At 70.8% G+C, this 17,857-nt stretch carries 16 protein-coding genes; 11 read left to right on the top strand and 5 right to left on the bottom strand.

Annotation, left to right across the window (positions count from 1 at the left end; all coding sequences use genetic code 11):
- Positions 1 to 30: 30 nt before the first annotated feature.
- From OG883_RS45745 to OG883_RS45735, 3 genes are all read right to left on the bottom strand, one after another.
- Positions 31 to 1,545, bottom strand: a complete 1,515-nt coding sequence (locus OG883_RS45745; RefSeq protein WP_266554773.1) for a hypothetical protein — start codon at positions 1,543 to 1,545, stop codon at positions 31 to 33.
- A 381-nt stretch (positions 1,546 to 1,926) separates the two neighbouring features.
- Positions 1,927 to 2,628 carry an NUDIX hydrolase gene (locus OG883_RS45740; protein WP_266554771.1) on the bottom strand — a complete coding sequence of 234 codons (702 nt, stop codon included), beginning with the start codon at positions 2,626 to 2,628 and terminating at the stop codon, positions 1,927 to 1,929.
- A complete protein-coding gene (locus OG883_RS45735) occupies positions 2,625 to 3,803 on the bottom strand; it encodes a pyridoxal-dependent decarboxylase (RefSeq protein WP_266554769.1) in 1,179 nt (392 codons plus the stop codon). The genes OG883_RS45740 and OG883_RS45735 overlap by 4 nt, the downstream gene beginning before the upstream one ends.
- 702 nt (positions 3,804 to 4,505) lie before the next feature.
- On the opposite strand from OG883_RS45735, the gene OG883_RS45730 reads away from it, so the two are divergent.
- The 7 genes from OG883_RS45730 to OG883_RS45700 all read left to right on the top strand — a co-directional run bounded on the left by OG883_RS45730 (position 4,506) and on the right by OG883_RS45700 (position 11,109).
- Positions 4,506 to 4,862: an SH3 domain-containing protein gene (locus tag OG883_RS45730; protein WP_266554767.1), complete on the top strand. Its 357-nt coding sequence runs from the start codon at positions 4,506 to 4,508 to the stop codon at positions 4,860 to 4,862.
- 426 nt (positions 4,863 to 5,288) lie between these two features.
- Positions 5,289 to 6,554: an MFS transporter gene (locus OG883_RS45725; protein WP_266554765.1), complete on the top strand. Its 1,266-nt coding sequence runs from the start codon at positions 5,289 to 5,291 to the stop codon at positions 6,552 to 6,554.
- Positions 6,555 to 6,960: 406 nt separating this feature from the next.
- On the top strand, positions 6,961 to 7,335 hold the full coding sequence (locus OG883_RS45720; protein ID WP_266554763.1) for a cell wall hydrolase: 375 nt from the start codon (positions 6,961 to 6,963) through the stop codon (positions 7,333 to 7,335).
- Positions 7,336 to 7,922: 587 nt separating this feature from the next.
- Positions 7,923 to 9,020, top strand: coding sequence for an aminotransferase class I/II-fold pyridoxal phosphate-dependent enzyme (locus OG883_RS45715; protein WP_266554761.1), 1,098 nt, complete (start codon positions 7,923 to 7,925; stop codon positions 9,018 to 9,020).
- Between the two features lie 20 nt (positions 9,021 to 9,040).
- Complete coding sequence (locus OG883_RS45710) at positions 9,041 to 9,223, top strand: hypothetical protein (RefSeq protein WP_266554759.1); 183 nt, start codon at positions 9,041 to 9,043, stop codon at positions 9,221 to 9,223.
- A gap of 528 nt (positions 9,224 to 9,751) precedes the next feature.
- Complete coding sequence (locus tag OG883_RS45705) at positions 9,752 to 10,483, top strand: hypothetical protein (RefSeq protein ID WP_266554757.1); 732 nt, start codon at positions 9,752 to 9,754, stop codon at positions 10,481 to 10,483.
- 260 nt (positions 10,484 to 10,743) lie between these two features.
- Positions 10,744 to 11,109 (top strand): hypothetical protein, encoded by a 366-nt coding sequence (locus tag OG883_RS45700; RefSeq protein WP_266554755.1) that lies wholly within the window; start codon positions 10,744 to 10,746, stop codon positions 11,107 to 11,109.
- On the opposite strand, the gene OG883_RS45695 is transcribed toward OG883_RS45700, so the two are convergent.
- Positions 11,106 to 11,789, bottom strand: a complete 684-nt coding sequence (locus OG883_RS45695) for a hypothetical protein (RefSeq protein WP_266554753.1) — start codon at positions 11,787 to 11,789, stop codon at positions 11,106 to 11,108. The genes OG883_RS45700 and OG883_RS45695 overlap by 4 nt on opposite strands.
- 387 nt (positions 11,790 to 12,176) lie before the next feature.
- Here OG883_RS45695 and OG883_RS45690 point away from each other — a divergent pair, with 387 nt between their 5' ends.
- From OG883_RS45690 to OG883_RS45675, 4 genes are all read left to right on the top strand, one after another.
- Complete coding sequence (locus OG883_RS45690; protein ID WP_266554751.1) at positions 12,177 to 12,470, top strand: WhiB family transcriptional regulator; 294 nt, start codon at positions 12,177 to 12,179, stop codon at positions 12,468 to 12,470.
- Between the two features lie 208 nt (positions 12,471 to 12,678).
- Positions 12,679 to 13,044, top strand: coding sequence for a helix-turn-helix domain-containing protein (locus tag OG883_RS45685; protein ID WP_266554749.1), 366 nt, complete (start codon positions 12,679 to 12,681; stop codon positions 13,042 to 13,044).
- Between the two features lie 236 nt (positions 13,045 to 13,280).
- On the top strand, positions 13,281 to 14,363 hold the full coding sequence (locus OG883_RS45680; RefSeq protein ID WP_266554747.1) for a bifunctional DNA primase/polymerase: 1,083 nt from the start codon (positions 13,281 to 13,283) through the stop codon (positions 14,361 to 14,363).
- The gene (locus OG883_RS45675) at positions 14,360 to 15,985 is read left to right on the top strand and encodes a hypothetical protein (protein ID WP_266554745.1); all 1,626 of its coding nucleotides are present in this window, start codon (positions 14,360 to 14,362) and stop codon (positions 15,983 to 15,985) included. Before OG883_RS45680 ends, OG883_RS45675 begins: the two co-directional genes overlap by 4 nt.
- A gap of 597 nt (positions 15,986 to 16,582) precedes the next feature.
- On the opposite strand, the gene OG883_RS45670 is transcribed toward OG883_RS45675, so the two are convergent.
- The gene (locus OG883_RS45670) at positions 16,583 to 16,855 is read right to left on the bottom strand and encodes a DUF6225 family protein (RefSeq protein WP_266554743.1); all 273 of its coding nucleotides are present in this window, start codon (positions 16,853 to 16,855) and stop codon (positions 16,583 to 16,585) included.
- Positions 16,856 to 17,857: the final 1,002 nt, after the last annotated feature.

The following is a 17,857-nucleotide window of genomic DNA, read 5'->3' as shown; positions in this document are numbered from 1 at the left end:
GCATCAACGCGCTGGCGCGTCTTGCTCTGCTCAGGGCTGGAGCCCGGGCGTTGGGAGAGAGGTGAGCTGGTGCGGATGGCTGTGACGTGGGTCGGCCGCAGCCGGCCGGCGCAGCGGCGGGAGCGACACGGCAGGTGCAGCGGGCGTAGTGCGGGTCATAACGGCCCTCACGCGCTGGTGGATGTCCCGCTCGTCGAGGGCGGGACTTTCGCCGGGCAGTTGGTCGAGCCGGTCGCGCACCGTCTGCAGCCGTACGACTTCCAGGTCCCGGGGCAGGCGCCAGGGCGGTGATGCGGGCCGCTGCTTCTGGTAGGCGATCTGGCCGTCCAACGCCTGGCGGGCGCGGGCGGTAGTACCGAAGGCCTCCGTGACGCGCAGGACGCTCAGCCCGGCGGCGGCGTCGGCGAGTTCGGCGGGCAGCAGACCCGGCACCGGAGCGGGGCCGTCGTTGAGCCGACCCAGCGCGTCGTGCACCACCTGCAGCTGCGCCTGCCGCGTATCGAGGTAGCCGCGGGTGGCGTTGAGTAGCTCAGGGTCGGCGAGGTAGGAGGCGCTGGTCTCCTCGAACGCCAGCGCGCGCTGATCGGCCAGCCGGCCGGCGGCCTGCTGCGCCGTGGAGGAGACCTCGCGCCAGGCGGCGGCCGGGCCGGGAACCTCGAGCGCTCTGGCCGGGACGGGGAAGGCGTCCAGCAATTGCTGCGCGGCGCGCGGCTGCCCGCCATGAGCGGCGGCGGTGTAGGCGCGGACGGCCTGCCGGGCCTGCTGCAGCAGCGCGGTGCGCTGCGGATCGAGCGGCGGATAGCCGCGCTGATCGCCGAGCCGGGTGCTGGTCAGCCGGTCGGTCAGGTGGTCGGTTATGTCCGGCTCGAGGATGGCCCGTAGCTGCTGGGCGTGCACGTCACGCAGCGCCATCTCGTCCAGCAGCCACAAGGTGCTCTCCGCCAGCACCGGCACGTTGGCGGCCATGGCATCCAAGGTCCGCCAGTCGGCGACGAGTTCGTCCCTGCTGCGGTAGGGCAGCTGCGCGCGGGCGAGGAGATTGCACACCGACGCGGCACTCTCCTCGATGAGCGCCTCGGTGGCCAGGCCCTGCTCACCGGAGGAGGCAAGAGCCCGGGCAACGATGCCCGGCGGCGGAAAGGGCGTGAAGTCGCGCATGTGCAGGGCCCAGGCCGCCGCCGCTGTCACCCAGCCGAGCTCGAGGCCCTGTGGTGCGCGGGCGTTGCGCAGGTACAGCCACTCGCTCAGCAGCACTGTCAGCTGCGGCTGGCCGGGGGCGGGCTCCTTGTCCTCCAGCACCGCCCGGACCAGCATGCCCGCGCTGAGCTCGCGCACACCGCCCGGAGTCTGAGGGTCGGCTGCGATGACGGCGAGGTGCCGCTGCCCGTCCTCCAGCACCATCCAGCGGCGCAGCGCCTCCGCCGCACCGGCGTGCACGACCTCCTCCAGCACCAGACGCTGGGTGTCGAACTCCGCGCGCTCGACACCTGCCAAGCCCGCCACCGGCGGGCTCAGCGCACCGACCGGATCCGGCTCGGGGCCCACCCACGCCAGAGCGTATGCATCCGGTCCAACACCGCTCATCCAGTCCTCAGGGCCGGTGAGGGAAACGGGCTGCTCGCTCAACGAAGGGGCCTTTCTCCCGGCGGTCACTACCGCACAGCCCTTCAAGGAGGGCCGCCGCAAGCAGCCTTGCCGCGGACACCGGCCACAGGCACCTGGCGGCGGGCGGCGGCCCGCCCGGCGGGAGGGACAGGCCGACCCTCTGCATCGGCGTCCCGCGCGGCGGGACGCGTATCCGCCGTCCAGCGACTGCACCACGTCCTGCAGCCCTGCCCGCCGCATATACCCGGGCCGGGCTGCCGGGCGCAGCCCGCCGACGCTGAGGAGTTGGACGTCGACCGAACCGTGCCGAGGCCGGGTCCGTCAGCCGGCGAGCCCGGCCCGGCGGGCCCGGAAGAGAGCTGCGATGGTGAAGGCGTCGGTGATCGAACCGCGGTCGGCCAGGTCCTCGGCCTCAGTGAAGGCGACGGTGCGGGCCCGGCGGATACCTTCGCTGTGCTCGACCCCTTCGACCCCTTCGACTGCGTCGATCCGCGCCGCATACAGTCCGACCGCGCCAGCCAGGATCCCGGTGTCGGGATGGAGCATCCCGAGTTCGATGAGCTCCCGGGACGGGACGCCGAGCTTCTCCTGAAGTTCCTTGGCCGCGTTCTCCTTGTCGCCCAGACCGGGGGTGCCGCCGCGACGAGGGATCTCCCAGTGCCAGGAGCGCGTGGCATGCCGGAAGTGCTCGATGAGGACCACCTCGTCGCCCATCAGCGGCAGCACGGCCACGCCCGGTTCCTTCTGCGGGGACACCATGCGCAGGCACCGGCCGTGACGACCGTCCGGGAAGACGACCGGGTCCTGCAGCAGCATCCACCACTGGTCACGGTGGACGATCTGGCCTTCGGTCATCGGCCAGCGCATGATGCCGATCGCACCGTCCCCGGGCGGGGTGAGGAACAGGGCGGGGTGGGTGCCGCGCAGATACGCGTAGGCGGATTCCGGGGTGTGGTCCATCAGCTCACCGACGTCGGCAGGCAGAGCCCGCAGCGAACGACGCAGGGGCACGGCGGGGGTCACGCGGCGGCCCCCAGCCGGGTGCCGGCCAGATCTGCGGCGAGCTCGTCCACCGCCGCGTAGGTGACATGTCCGACCGCGACCAAGCGGGCCAACTGCCCGGCGCACGCCAGATGCCACTTGTCCGCCACCCAGGCGGGAGGCCGGGCGAAGGTGACGGTCAGCGTCCCGGGGACATGCCCTGGGCCGGCACCTGCCTTCTCGAGCCGGCCGACGGCATACGCAGCCACCTCCTGGCACCGGCTGATCAGCGCGGCCATCCCGGTGCGCCCCAGGGAGCGCAGGCGCGCCCACAGCAGCAGCGAGGCCAGTGCGCTGCGTGAACAGGCCAGCGTGTGGTCAGCGGCCGCGATGTATTTCCCGGCGGCCGTCTCAGGCAGCAGATCGCGCCGCACCAGCGAGATACCCGCCGGGACCGGGAGCCCCAGGATCTTGTGCCCGGAGATGTTCACCGAGTCGGCACCGTACGCGAACGACCAGTGCGGCTGCGGGCTGGTGTGCGCAGCAACCAGCCCGCCGCCCGCGGCATCCACGTGTATGTACACCGTGCCGGCCGTCTCGGCGGCCGCGCGCAGCGCGACGATGTCGTCTACGGCGCCGCGCATCGTGGTGCCGCAGGTCGCCACGACGATTGAGCCGCCTGCTGGGCGCCGCTGCCGCACCCGCAGGCGCAGGTCCTCGGCGTCCATTGCCCCCTCGGGCAGCGATGCCACGGTCACCAGCTCCATGCGCAGCAGCTCGCATGCCCGCCTGACGCTGTAGTGCGCCTGGTCGGAGGCGTACACGCAGGCAGCGGGTAGTACCCGGCGCGCTGTGGCCAGCCCGTGCAGGAGTGCCTCGCGGGAGGAGGAGGCCACGTACCCGTACACGTCGGACAGCAAGGCCCCGGTGATACCGGCGAAGTACTCCAGCACCGCGATCTCGTAGGGCTTGGCTCCGATGCTGGAAGCGTCGCAGGAGTACGGGGCGCCCACGTTGTCGAAAAACACCCCCAGCAGCGGGGCGAGCTCCTCCAGAGCGAAGTCCATGTTGCCGGGAAAGCCCAGCACCTGGCGCCTCTCGTGGCGCAGCGTGCGGGCCAGCTGGTGCAGCTGGTTGGTGTCGGCCGCCGGATCGGTCGGGAGGTCCCCGATGGCCAGGCCCGTATGGGGCGGGATCGGGACGGGACGGGCGCTCACGGCATCGGCTCCACACAGTCAGATCGGCGGCAGGTGTGCCACCCCATCTACGCGCGGCCGCAGCACTCGTGGACGGCACGGCCGGTGAGGGCGCCGCCGGACGGGAGGATGCGGCACACAACCCGGTGGCGGCTCCCGCCCGGCGGAACGGGCCCGGCCAGCCCGCCGCCTCGCCGCTGCCCGCCCTCTCCGCCGGCGACGGACAGCATCCGTCGTCACCGCCGTAGCCCTGCTGAGCGGCGCGCTCACCGCCCCGGCCCCGGCCGCCTCGGCGGCACCGGCGCCGGGGCAGAGCCCTTCCACGGTTCAGCGACCCGCAGTACAAGAGCGTGAAGGTCGTCTCCACCTGCGCCGGGCCCGGCACCACCTACACCTCCGCCGGACTGCTCACCAAGAACGACGGCTCTTCGAGAACTGCTACCGCGACACCTCCAATGGCCGCTGGTACTACGTCACCCTCCTGGCCAAGAGCAAGAACGAGCTGCCCAAGGCCAGCAATGGCGGGGTGTTGCGCAACCACGTCCGCGACACCTACTGACCCGCGCCCTGCGGCCGCCCCGCTGGACGGGACGCCCCGGCAAGTCACTGACCCGGCATACGGGACCAGGAGAGCGTGCCCCTCCCGGACCGCGCGTGCGGGCACAGCATCAACTAGGCACGCCGCCGGGCGTCTGCCACATCACGTCCTTCGAAAGGTCTTCGATGATCCGCCGTATCGCGACCCGCTCCGCCCTCCCCGCTGTCCTGGCGATGGCTGCTGCCGCCGCCCTCACCGTGACCACAGCCCCGGCCGCGCACGCCGTCGGCGAGAACAGCCGGTGCACCGTCAACTGGGCCAACTTCGGCGCCACGGTGGGCAAGAACGCCTGGAACTATCGCAGCGGCCCGGCCACCGGCTACAAGAGCAAGGGCTATCTGTACCGGGGCGACAAGCTGAAGGTCTTCTGCAGCAAGGGGAGCTGGAACTACAGCCAGCTCACCCAGCGCTCCAAGTCCGGGATACCCAAGGGCACGAAGGGCTGGGTGCGCAACGACGGTCTGATCAGCCTGGCCGGCTGACTTCCAGCACCACCCAGGGAAGGGCACAGCGGCGGCACCCGCACAGACGGGTGCCGCCGCTTCGTCATGGGCGCCAGTGCCAATCGCACGACGCCGCGGGCACCGCACCGAGGCACGCCATGCCCACGCCTTCATGGACCCGAAGAAGAAGCGTCGGCAGAGCCCTGCCCCCATACCCAGCCCGCGGTGCCGCTTCAAGTGACGGACCGCGAACACGGTTTGCTGCCTCGCACGACGGGAGGAGACGCCGTAGGTGTCCGCCGCCGGGGAAGCGGCGTTGAACGCCTGCACCTGGCCTGTTGGGCTTCTCGCCACAGCGGCCCGTCCCTCCGCGTCGCTGCCGCCGCCCGTACGGCGCGCGCCTCCCCCCGTGGGCCCAAGGCGTACGGGCGGCCATCCCCCGGAATCCTTGAAGGCAGGCAGGCGATGGCCCAAGCGCAGGTCGGCGATATCCCCCGCACACTCCCCGCCACCGCGCCCGGCCCCGCGCCGGACCTGCCCGCGCCACCGACAACCCGGCCGCCGTCCTTCCACGCGGTACTACGGCACCGGTATTGCTCCCGCCTTCTCCTCGCCTCGCTGGCCGGACGCCTTCCGCTGGGCATGGTTCCCATCGCCCTGATCCTGGCCGCCAAGGCGGAGGGCCACTCCCTCGCCACCGCGAGCCTGCTCGCCGCCGTCTACGGCGTCACCCCCGCGCTCGGCCTGCCCGTGCTCGGCCGGATGGCCGACCTGCGCGGCCTGCCGCTGCCCTGCCACCTGGGCGCCGTTCTCACCGCGGCCGCCCTTGCGATCCTCGCCCTCGCAGGCACCTCGAGTCTGCCGATCGCCTTCGCCTGTGCCGCACTGGCCGGCGCAGGATGCCCGCCGGTCGAAGGCGGTCTGCGCTCCCTGTGGCCCACCTTGCTGCCCGATGCCGCCCACGTGCGCACCGCCTACGCCCTGGACTCCTCCACCCAGGAAATCGTCTACGTCACCGGGCCCGCAATCGCCATCGCCGCCGCCACCCTGCTGTCCCCCACCGCCGCCCTCGCTCTGGCGGCCGCCGCCACACTCGCCGGCACGTGGGTGTTCGCCACCGCCCGCCCCGTCCGCATCTGGCGTGCTATTTGCCGCCGCCCGGACCGACTCGGCGCCCTGCGCCCGCCCGCGATGCGGCCCCTGCTGGCCGCCCTCATCTTCCTCGGCGCCACCATCGGCGCCCTCGACGTTGCCGGGATCGTCGCATCCGAGAAGCACGACGCGGCCTGGCTCGCCGGAGCCCTGCCCGCGACGTTCTCCGCAGCCGGGCTGGTCGGCGGGGCACTGTTCGTCCGCGTCCAGCCCACGACCGCCCCACGTCCGCGCCATCTCATCGCCCTGGCCGCCCTGTTCACCGCATGCTGGCTGCCGATGCTTGCCCCCGCCCCACCTGTGGTGATCCTGCTGTTCGCGATGCTGCCCGGCGCCATGTTCGTGCCCCTCCTGACGGTCGCCAGCCTCACCCTCACCTCGCTGGCACCTCCCGGAACGTCCACCGAAGCAGTTGGCTGGCTGTCCAGCGCGATGCGCCTGGGCCTGGCCGCAGGCACCGCACTCGCCGGGCCGCTCGGCGGCCACTTCAGCGTCCCGCTGCTGGCCGCCGCCCTCTGCGCCCTCCTGCTGACCGCCCGCACCGCGCCCGCACCATTCCCAAAGACCGCAACCCTCTGACCCTGCCGGGGCGAGGAGACGGAACTGAAGGTGCAGCACATCCGACGACCCGGACGGAAGAACCTGTCCATGTACACCTCGCGCCGCCCCCACCGCCGGAACCTGCGCGTTCCCTGCTTCTCGTGGCCACTGCGACTGCCGCGGCGCTGAGCGGTTTGCGCCTCCAGCGACAACCGGTCTGTGTCCCGGTCGTCCAGATACCGGCGTTCCACATCCCTGGTGGTGACACGGACGCCCGCGGAGAAGGATCCGGCCGCAGGCGGCGCCGGTCACACCACTCCCACCTCCCGGAACAGGAGCCCGGATTGCCGTGCCAGGCCCTGGCACGGTGACGCCGCACCCCCGTCCGAGTGCTCTGGCCGCCCGCAGGCTCCCGTACAAAGCCGCCGATTCATGGGAGACCGCTGTGCCCTTTCCGTCCACGCTCCGCCGCGCCGTACCCGCCCTGGCGCTCGCCGCGACCGCCGCGCTCACCGTGGGTGCGGCCCCGTCCGCGTTCGCCGCGGCCCCGGCGCAGGCCCGCGCCGCGGAGATGCCGTGCAAGCCGCGCGTCTACTACGCGGTCGACGCCAACGGAGTCAACTTCCGCACGGGTGCGGGCGCGCGATACGCGTCCAAGGGCCTTCTGTACAAGGGCGACTGGGGCAAGAGGGTCGCCACGAAGGGCAGCTGGATCAAGCTGCAGCTCGGCAAGAAGTCGCGGACCGGCCTGGCCAAGAACACCACCGGCTGGATCGCCAAGAAGTACGCCTACGACTGCGTCCCCATGCAGCTCGACTGATCCCGTCCACCACCACACCACCCGCCGTCGTGGTGCCCGGGGCCCGCGCACATGGCGCGGGTTCCGGCCGACTCGTACGCGAGGCCCGCTCCTGCCGGGGAGCGGGCCTCGCCGCTGTCGGGCACCCGCAGATGCAGGTCCGCCGGATGGACCGGCCCCGGCCGTGCAGGCCGTGTTTCTCCCGTACTCCAGACCGCCGGGGCAACCCGTTTCCCACCCTCTGGAATAAGCGAGTTATGCGCCTATTTGCCCCTGGCGGTGATGGGCGGTCCCTGCTGAGATCACTGCTGTCCGACCATCCCTTCTCGAGGAGTCCCTGATGAACCAGCGCCCCTCCCGCCCGTTCATGGCCGCCCGCCCGGGCGAGAACCTCGCCGCGCGCCCGTTCACGGTGGCCGCGCGCCCGTAACGACAACGGCGCACCCTCCCTCCAGCGCCCGCCCGGGCCCCCTTTTTTGTCCATCCGTCCGGGCGGGCGCTGCCGTGTCCGGGCTCTCCTCCCGAAACCCCGCCTTAAGCCAAGAAGTTCGTCCTCCCCAAACCAGTGACCTCGACCGCACCGCTGAACCGACCGGAAGGAAGCAGCCATGAACCGTCTTGAGCCAGGTCTCCTGCACAATCCCAGCGAGGTGCAGGGCGGCGACCTCACCCACCTCCCCAACGGGATGATTACGCTCGACCTCGGCCTGTGCACCAACCGGCTCGGGCCGCCGCCCGGCGCAGTAGCCGCCCTGCGCGACTTCCTCGACCACCACGCCCACCGGCTGATGCCCCCGCCCTACGAGGCTCCCCGCCGGCCGTACCGAGCCGAACGCCGCTACCTGCAGGCCTTCGCCGACCAGCTGGGCGTGGACGAGCAGGACATGCTCGCCGGACGCGGGGTCACCGAGTTTCTTGTGATCCTCGCCCGCCTGCTGCGCCGGGCCCGTGTCGCGGTCATCACGCCGGAGTACACCGAGACGATGCGGCGCTTCTTCTACGCCGACTTCATCGGCCCCACCATCGGTGCGCGGGACACCGTGGAACTCCGCGCGCAGCGCATGCGCGAGGCGATGCGGACCCACGACTACGTCATCCTCTCCAATCCCAGTAACCCCCTGGGGCACTACATTCCTCGCGCCGAGTTGCTCGAGGCATGCAAGGCCCACCCGAACAGCGTGCTGGTCGTCGACGAGGAGTACATCCAGTTCCAGCCGGGCGCCCTCGGCATGGCCGGGGCCAATGTCGCCAACTTGGTCGTCCTGCAGTCCACCGGCAAGAGCTACGGGATTACCGGCACCAGGGCCGGGATGCTCTGGACCCGGCGTGCCTCCCGCATGTACCAGGCCGTGTTGGACCAACTGCCCACCTGGCCCCTGTCGCTGCTGGACATCACCCTGGCCACCGCCGCACTCCAGGACAACGCATGGCTGCCCAAGACACTCGCGCAGATCACCGCCGACGGGCGCCGCCTCGAGGAGCTCTTGACCGACCGCTTCGGCGCCGCCGTGGCCCCCGCGGACATCCACTACCGGTTCGTCCACCTGGCCGACCCCCACCCGGTCCTCGAACACTTCCACGCCCACGGCATCACCGCCCGCCTGTTCACCGGCACCCCTCGCGGCACCGTGCCCGGTCTGCGCATGGCCGCCCCCAGCACGGACACCGAGTTCGAACAGCTGCGCACCGCACTGGAAACCCTGTGACCGCCCCGGGGACACCGCCGATGAGGATCACCTTCGACACCGACCGCGACACCTACGCGCAGGCCGCGCACCGGCTCCGCTCGGCCTACAGAGCAGCCGGCCGGCTGCCGTCGGGCGGCGACCAGCCGAAGCCCTCGTACGCCGGCAAATTCGTGCTCGAGCCACTGCCGCCGATTTGTCGCGAGCCGGGCACCGAAGCATGACAGTGCAGCGGGCTGCCCCGTACCTCCTGCCGCAGGGGCCGCAGCCCCGTTACGCCCACATGTCCCACCACAGCGGCCGCCCGCGACCTGCCTGGAGCCCCTCCGTTGCCCCGCTGCCCCTCAACGCCCGCCCTGCCACAGCAGATCCCTCGCTGACTCCCAGCGCCGTACTGGCCAGCCCGCATGTCACCCGCCTCCTTGCGGGCACCCTGCTCGGCCGGCTGCCCAACGGCATGGCGGCCGGTCGCACTCGCCGCGTACGCATGGCTGATCCTCGCCTGCGGAGTGGGAACAGCGGCCGGTACAGCCCTTGGAGGCACCTTCGCCACCCATCCCGCCGCCGGGCCCGCGCTGCCGGCGGCAGGAGCAACGGCGATGGACTCCGCCGCTTGTCGCCCCGGCAGGCTGAGCTCACAACCGCTCGGCGGCGGTACCCGCCGCTGATGACGAGGGGGCCCGCCGTGACCGACACCGACCGCCTGCACGTCCTGTCCAGTACCTACTGCAGCAGGCGCCAGCTCGGGCCGCATGGCTGACCCGCCCCCCGCACACACCGCCCGCACGGTACGAGAAGCACTCGGGTTCTCCGACGAACTGTGGCGCCGTTACACCGCGATCCATGAAGCCGGTCATGCCGTGGCCGCCATGACAGATGAGGACGCTGCCCTTGTCCGCAGCACTCTCGTCGACACCACCACTGCCGACGGCCGTTCTATCGGGGGATTCACCGATCTGAGCTCTACCTCAGCCCGCGGGATTGCCGTTGTCCTCCACGGAGGCTTTCTCGCCCAGGAGCGATGGCTGCACGAGCTGAACCTGGACACGCCTGCCCGCCTCGCCGCGACAAGAGCCGCAGCAACGCACGACTTCGAGCAGCTCACGGCCTACGGCCTTCCCCGCAGCCTACTGCTGATGGCGCGCAACGACGCCGAGCGGCTGCGAGACGACCACTGGCCGGTGATCCTTGCCGTGGCGGACATCCTCGATACGCAAGGCACCATCACAGCCGCTGAAGCATTCGTAGCCCATGGCCGAGCTATGGCACACGACAGCCCCGCGCCCGCTCTGTTAGCCCCCCAGCAGCTGTCCCGGCTGGACGCCCTCATCCACGCCAGCCATACACGGGCAGACCAGAACGAGAGCACCCTCAGCACCGCGGCGCAGCACCAGCCCACGTCCCGTACGACACCGCCACCGCAGACGCCGGCGGTGCACACGACGGCCGGCCCCGGGAGCACACCCCGCACCCACGGGCGGTAGGGCTGAGAGACCTGGCCCCGTCCCAGTCCGACGGCGTAGCGGCCCGCGCGGCAATGATCTCGCCACCGACCAGCACCGGCATGCACCCATGTCCAGGCACCGCGCACCGGACCCGGCGTCAGGTCGACCTGATCAGTGGGGGCACGGGCACGCTGCAGTCATGGTGCCGCGCTCGGGCCGCCGGGCCCATGGGATCGTGATTGCGCGCCGCACCGGCACGTGCTTGGCGCGACGCGCCCGTGACCGCCCCTGGAGGCACCGTGACCCAACCCGCCGCCGCGTCCCTTTCGTGGAAAGCGCTGATGGCAGGTGCGGCTGCCTGTGTCTTTGCCGCCGCCGCCGTGCCGCATGCACGTGGGTGGCTGGCTGTCACTGGTGCGGCACTGGGCCTGGGGGCCGTCGCCGTCTACGGCAGGGCGCAGGTGGCCGCCGGCCGCCCGTGCGCGGCGGTCGCCTGGATGGCGGCAGGATGTGTTGCGGGCATCCTCGCCTGGGGCCTGGGGGAGCAGCACTATCCGCTCGGCTACGCGGTGGCTGCCTTCCAACTCCTGGTCGGCGCCGTGCTGCTACCCAGGCATCTTCGTCTCTCGGGACGCCCGGCAGCGCGTCCTCGCGGCAGCGACTAGGCGTCCGCCGGAACCTTCTCGCTCACCTCGTCGGCGGCCGGGTCGGGCGTCGACGAGGTGACGACGGCGTCCGCGGGGGCCGTGTACATCGCCGAATTCTGCTTGTTCTCCTTCTCGATGGTCCCCTTCTTGACGAGGCGCTCCAGGTTGTTGCGCACCACCTGGATGGAGGTTGGCCGGCCGTGCTTCTCCACCAGTTCGGTGTGGACCTCGCGGGCCAGGTGGGGGTGTCCGGGATGAGTACGGAGGACGCGCAGAACGAGCTCGTGCAGCGGAGGCTCAGCGGTCTTGGTGGCCTCGACCACCTTCTCGGTCGCCTTCTCGACGGGAGCCTTCGCCGTTGCCTTGGTGGCGGCAGCCTTCTTCTTCGGCGCGGACGCCACCTTGCCGGAGGCCTTGGAGCGCGCCGGCTTCTTGGCACCGGAAGGAGCGGCAGTTGCCTTCGTAGCTTCCTGCCGCGGCTGCGGGACAGCCTGGGACGCGGCCTCCTCGGCCGGTGCACCGGCCTCCTCGGCGGCAGGTGCGTTCTGCTGCTGCTTCAACAGCCAGGCCTCTTCCGCGTGGAGTTGCTCCAGACGCCCCTGCAGCTTCGCCTGCTCCTCGCGGTTCGCCTTGAGGTCGGCGGCATACTGTTCCGCGTACCTGCTCTGGATGGGGGTGTTGTCCGACGACTCTGCCACAGCAACTCACTCTCCTCGTACCTGGTGTTGCTGCCGGATGCTACGCACCCTGAGAGGCACTGGTTGCCTTCCTGTGCGATCTGCACTCCTGCGGGTGCACAGTCTTCGTGATGTTTGCCGGGCGTCGGCGCGGTAGCAGGAGGCCGATCTCCTCGGATAGTTGCCCAACGGCCCCGTCCCAGCGAGCCCGCGTTGCTGGCAGGTCAAGGCACACTTGGCCTCCGGGAGGACCGAGGGGAGTTCTGCAGCGACTGCTCCGGGCGATCGGCACCAACCACGACGACACCACGGCACAACCACCCTGTCCCTGCGGTGCCAGGGAGTTTGACCCCCAGCCAGCGGCATAGGCTCGTGACGGAGACGAGCCCCGACGGGGGAGGGGACAAGATGACGAGTACGAGGGACCACTGGAGCGAGGACGCGGCCTGTCGGAGCGCCGACCCGGACGTACTGTTCGCGGACAGCACACAGCAGAACCGGGCCAAGGCTGTCTGCACCAGGTGCCTGGTGCGTACCGAGTGCCTGATCGAAGCCCTCGACAACGGGGTCGAGTTCGGGGTGTGGGGCGGGATGACCGAGCGCGAGCGCCGGGCTCTGCTGCGCCGCAGACCCAACGTCGCCTCCTGGCGGCAGGTCCTGGAAAGCGCCCGTCGCGAGCAGGAACAGCCGCGCGCGAGCTGACCGGTCGCGCGGTGGCGCAGATGGTCGATCCCCCTGCGGCCCGTCAGCGGCGGAGAGCGCCGCTCAACCAGCGGCGGACGGGGCGAATGCCCAGGTCACACGCGCAGGGGTGCGGTACGTAAAAAGTAGCTTTCTGTGATGTATGGTCAGCCACGCTATACGAGAGGTATAGCGACAGAACGTTTTGAGGCTACCGCCGGGAGGGGTCATGCCCGAGGACACGCATCCGGTCGAGGATGCGCCCCACGAGCCACCCACAGTCGAGGAACTCGAGGACTGGGTCCGCGACAACATCAAGGCAGTTCTTGCAGTGACGGATGAGACCTTCACCGACATCGGCACGGTCCTGGACCTGTCGGTCGCCGTGGTCGGCCGCCGCCAGCGCGGGGTCACTCCGTGGTCGGTGGCCGAACTCGGGCGACTGGCCAGGCACTGGCGCATCGAGGCATCCCTGATGTTCTCCCGGCGGACTGCTGACGTTCTCGCCGCCCTGCCCCCCACGCGGATCGTGCAGCTGCGCGCTCCCAAGGGCCTGACCGCGACCACCAGGTCCAAGACCCCGGTCGCGGCGTGACATGGAAGCGGCCCGGGACCGTAGTCCCGGGCCACAAGAAGGTCTCGCGCTCTCCCTCGCTAAAGGTGCCGCGGGCCCTTCCCGAACAAGCTGTGATGCCGCGCTCCGCCTGCATCACCCCGGCCCGGGTCGCCCCGGGCGCGTCCTCCACTGTACTGGGGAGGCGTCGCCCATGGGATGTCGGCGTACGGGGCGAGAGGGTGGAGCCGCACGCAACACGGCGGAAAAAGGACTCTGTGCTGGCCAGAACCGAATCCCCCCACCCCGGGAGCCCCGGCCGCGCCTCTCCCCGCCACATCGCCCGCTGGTGCGCCGAGCAGGGCTGGTACGTCCACCCGCTCGCCCCGGGCTTGAAGATCCCGCCGGCGAACTGCGCGCGCTGCCGCGAGACCATCGACAAGCAGCCCAACCCCCTCTACATCCAGCACAAGGCCGAGGAGTGCCGGTGTATCGAAGCGGGCCGCCACTGCCACGGCGTGCGGGCCGCCACCACCGACCTGGCCCTGATCGACCAGTGGTGGAGTGAGAACCCGGAGTACGGGATCGGCGTCGCCGCCGGCCCCTCCAACCTGCTGATCCTCGATCTCGACCTGCACCAGTCGACGCCGCCTGAGCCGGAGAAGATCCTGCCGGGCCTTGCCCTGCCCGACGACCTCGACCCCTCCACGATCAGCTCCGGGCTCGCCGTGCTCGACCTGTTGTGCTCGCTGCGCCGCGCGCCGCGGCTCACCGAGTCGCCCGAGACGTTCAGCGTCCGCACCCCCTCCGGCGGCCTTCACCTGTGGTACGCCGTCGAGGACGGCAGCCAGTGGTCCATGGACAGCCGCGGGCGCCTGGGCTGGCAGGTCGACATCCGCGCCGACCGCTCCTACGCGGTCGCCCCCGGCACCTGCACCCGCGGCGGCCTCTATGTGCCCGAGGGGCCCTGCCGCAAGCCCGCGCCACTGCCGCGCTGGCTCGCCAACGACCTCGCGCGGGCCGGGCTCAAGCGCCGCACCCCCCTGCGCCGGCCGCTCGCCCGCCTGAACCTCCCGGACTTTGCGGCCGGACGCGGCTACGTCGCCACCGCCGTACGAGAGGAACTCGAAGCCGTCGCCGCATGCCGCAGTGGCCGCAACGACCAGCTCAACCAGAGCGCGTTCAGCCTCGGGCAGCTGGTCGGGGCCGGACTGGTGGACCGCGACGACGTGCACCAGGCCCTCACCGAGGCGGCCCAGTCCGCCGGTGTCGACCCGCACGAGGCCAAAGCCCAGTCCACGATTCGCCGGGCTCTCGAAGCCGGCTCCCGGGTGCCGCGACGGATCGGGGCCCCGACGTGAGCGAGATCACCACCCAGCGCACCGTGCCCGCCCCCAGCCCTCAACGCGAGGAACGTCCCCAGCCCGCCGCCTACCCCAGCGCCGCCCAGACCGCGGCCGCGCTGACCGCGCACCTGCCGCAGAGAGAGGAACGCGAAAGCGACAGCGGCCGCCCGCGACAGGCCGACATCCTGCGGGCAATCGGCGACACCGGCTACCGCTTCGTGCGCAGCGACCAGACCATCTACGCGGTACAGATCGGCGGCGGCCCCATCGCCCGGCCCATCCGTTCCAAAGGCGGCGGCGGGGGCACCGGGTCCCTGCGCCAGTGCCTGATCCGCGAGTACGTCGTCAGCACCGGACGCACCCCGTCCCAGGCGGCGCTCGCCGACGCGATCGCCGCGCTGGAAGCGATGGCGATGGACAGCGAGAGCCAGGACGTGCACCTGCGGGTCGCCGGTGACCAGGTGGACCGGTGGACGACCTGGCTCGACCTGGGGCGCAGCGACGGGCTCTCGGTGTGCATCGAACGCGGCAGCTGGGCGGTGCTCGTTCCCCAGCACGGCGAGGGCCCGCTGTGGCGGCGCAGCCGTCTGGTGCACGAGCTGCCCGTGCCCGAACGGTCCTCCGCCGGCTGGCAGCACGGGGTCGAACTGCTGCGCCAGATCCTGCCAGTGAGCGCCGGCTCTTACCCGATGGTCGTCGCCTGGTGCCTGGCCGCGCTGCGCCCGGACATGCCGCGCCCGCTCGCCGGGATCCTGGGTGAGCAGGGCACCGGCAAGTCGACCCTGTGCCGGATGATGGTGCGCCTGGTCGACGGCACCAAGGCCCACCTGCGGTCCGTGCCCAAGAGCGAGGACGACCTCGCGGTGACCACAGCGGCCGGGTGGTGTCTGGCGCTGGACAATCTCTCGGGCATGCCTGGCTGGCTCAGCGACTTCCTCTCGCGCACGGTCACCGGAGACGCCCTGACCAAGCGAGAGCTGTACTCCGACGACGACGTGGTGATCCTGATCTACCAGCGTCCGGTGTTGCTGACCAGCATCGAAATCGGCGTCCTGCAGGGCGACTTGGCCGAGAGGATGCTGCCCATCCAACTCGAACCCATCACCGGAAAGAACCGGCGCACCGAACGCCGCCTGTGGGAGGCGTACAACCACTCCCACCCCGAGATCCTCGGAGGGCTGCTCGATCTGGCCGCCTTGGTGTGGGCCAAGCTCCCGGAGGCATCCGACAAGCTCACCGAGCGCCCGCGCATGGCCGACTGGGCCGAGATGCTCTGGGCACTGGACGAGGTCACCGGCTGGAACACCCTGGACACCTACACCGGCGCGCAGGAAGACCTCGTCGACGACGTCATCGAGGGCGACCCGGTGGCCACCTCCGTCCTGCGCTGGGCCACCAGCCGACTCTCACCCTGGACATGGGAAGGCCAGGCGGCCCAACTCCTCGCCGAGCTTCAGGTACCGCCCAACACCGACAAGGAGAAGGACTGGCCTCGGACCCCGGCCGTCCTGTCCGCCCGCCTGCAGCGCGCAGCCCCCGCGCTGCGCCGCCGCGGGGTCGACGTCCGCAAGCTGCCGCGCACCAAGAGCGGCCGCCCCCTGCGGATCTCCACCGTGCCGGGCACGACGAACGGCTGACTCGCTGCTGGGGTCCCGCGCACCACGGCGCGGGACCCCAGCATGGCTGCGACAGGACACGGAAGGACGGACAGGACCAGCAGTTGGGGCGCTCACCGAGAACGAAGGACCGCAGGAAGCATGAACAACCCCGACCTCGGGACGTCTAGTCTCCGGCCCACCATGTCCCGCGGCTCGGCACCGGCGCGCGCCCGCCGAGGGACGGCTACCCGTGTCCTGCGCCGCGGCGGCGAGGTCCGCCAGGAAGGGTGAGGGCTGGCGCCCGGTATGTTCTGCTGCGGGTGGGCATGCTGCCGACGTGACGAAGCGACAGCAGCCTGACCGCGTGTTTGCTGCCCGGTGATCCCTCGTGGATCGAGGACGCCGGCTATCTCGAAGATGCGGTCGGCCTGCTCGGCAGAGCCGCCGAGGTTGCCGAGACGAGAGGCGAGGCGGATCGGTACGTCCTGCCCCACCTCACCTACCGCATCACGGAGCGCGCGCTCGGCCGTATCAAGCACGAGGTTCTGGAGGGCGGGCGTCCACGACGGCCGATCCCACGGAGCCGACCGGCGAACCGACGGGCGAACCGGGGGGGCACACAGGTCCTCAGCCGGATCAGTCTTCGTCGTGGTGGTACCGGCCCGCCCGGTAGTCCGCCATCAGCATGTACTCCACATCGGTCCCCTGCGGCTGCGTCCCGGGACTGGCGGGCCGCTCGGGCTCCACCGCCTCGAAGTTCACGAGCGCGTACTCGCTGTACCCGTTGAAGTCTCCGGGGCCGTCCGCGACGCCGATGCTGATCGGCGCGTCGTCTGGCACGCTGCTGAGCGCGTCCCGCAGTCGTCCTGCGGTCCACACTCGGGGAGCGTGCTCGAAGGTGTCCGTCATACCGCGCAGGCTAGGAGGCCGCTTTGCCGCCCCCGGCACGCCGCGCCGGGATCCGGGGCTGGTGTCGCCGGAGTGGGCGAAGCCGCTCGCCCGCGTCGAGAAAGTCCAGCTGGAAGGCCGATAACGCGGCATCGCCATACGCCTGTGCCGGTTCCCCCAGACCGGCAGCAGCCCCACCAGTCAAACTTCGCTGGCAGGAACCGACCGCTGGTCAAACTTCGGTGGCGATGGATCAATCATCGGTGTCACAGGTCAGCGGGGGAGAACCCGGCCCGGGGCGCTCCCTCGCCGCTGCGGGCGGTGGTGTGACCGTTCGCGGTATTTGGCGGATGAGGTGGAGCTACCTCGCAGGTCACAGCGTTTCTGTTCATCGCAGTTGGCGGGAGCTGTTCGCGGTAGTTGGCGATTCTGCGGCCCGATCGGCCGGGTGCACGGGCAAGGGCGCAGCTCCCGTGATCGTCGCAAGCGGATCCGCCAACAACGTGAACATCCGCCAGCTACCCCGAACCACAGTGGTGACGCACTCCGGGGAAGGTGACGCAACGGGTGACGCAACGGGTGACGCACTTCCGACCCTGCGAACCTGCCCTGACCTGCGCTTTCCTTCACTCATCCGCGAGAGGTGACACGGGTGACGCACTTTTCTCCTATCTCTCTGTGAGAGAAAATAGGGACGAAAAAGGGTGTAGAGAGATACCCGGAAAGTGCGTCACCCGCGTCACCTGCCCTCACGGGTGGATCAAAGCCGCAGGTCAGATGGTGTGCGGTGGTTGCAGAGTGCGTCACCGAGTGCGTCACCCGCCCGTCACCCCCGTCACCGAGTGCGTCACCCCGCGCCCGCCCGGCTGACCTGTCTCAACGAAGCTGACGTGGATCTCATCTAAGTTGCACCAAATCAACTTCGTCTCAGCGAATCTGCACGTCGCGGTGATACGTCTCAGTGAATCTGCATCTAGCGTCCGCTTTGGGTGACGCAGCCCGTGAGTACGTCACCTACCTTGA

It is taken from the genome of Streptomyces sp. NBC_01142 (genome assembly GCF_026341125.1).
GTDB lineage: Bacteria > Actinomycetota > Actinomycetes > Streptomycetales > Streptomycetaceae > Streptomyces.
This window is presented reverse-complemented; position numbering and strand designations above follow the sequence as displayed.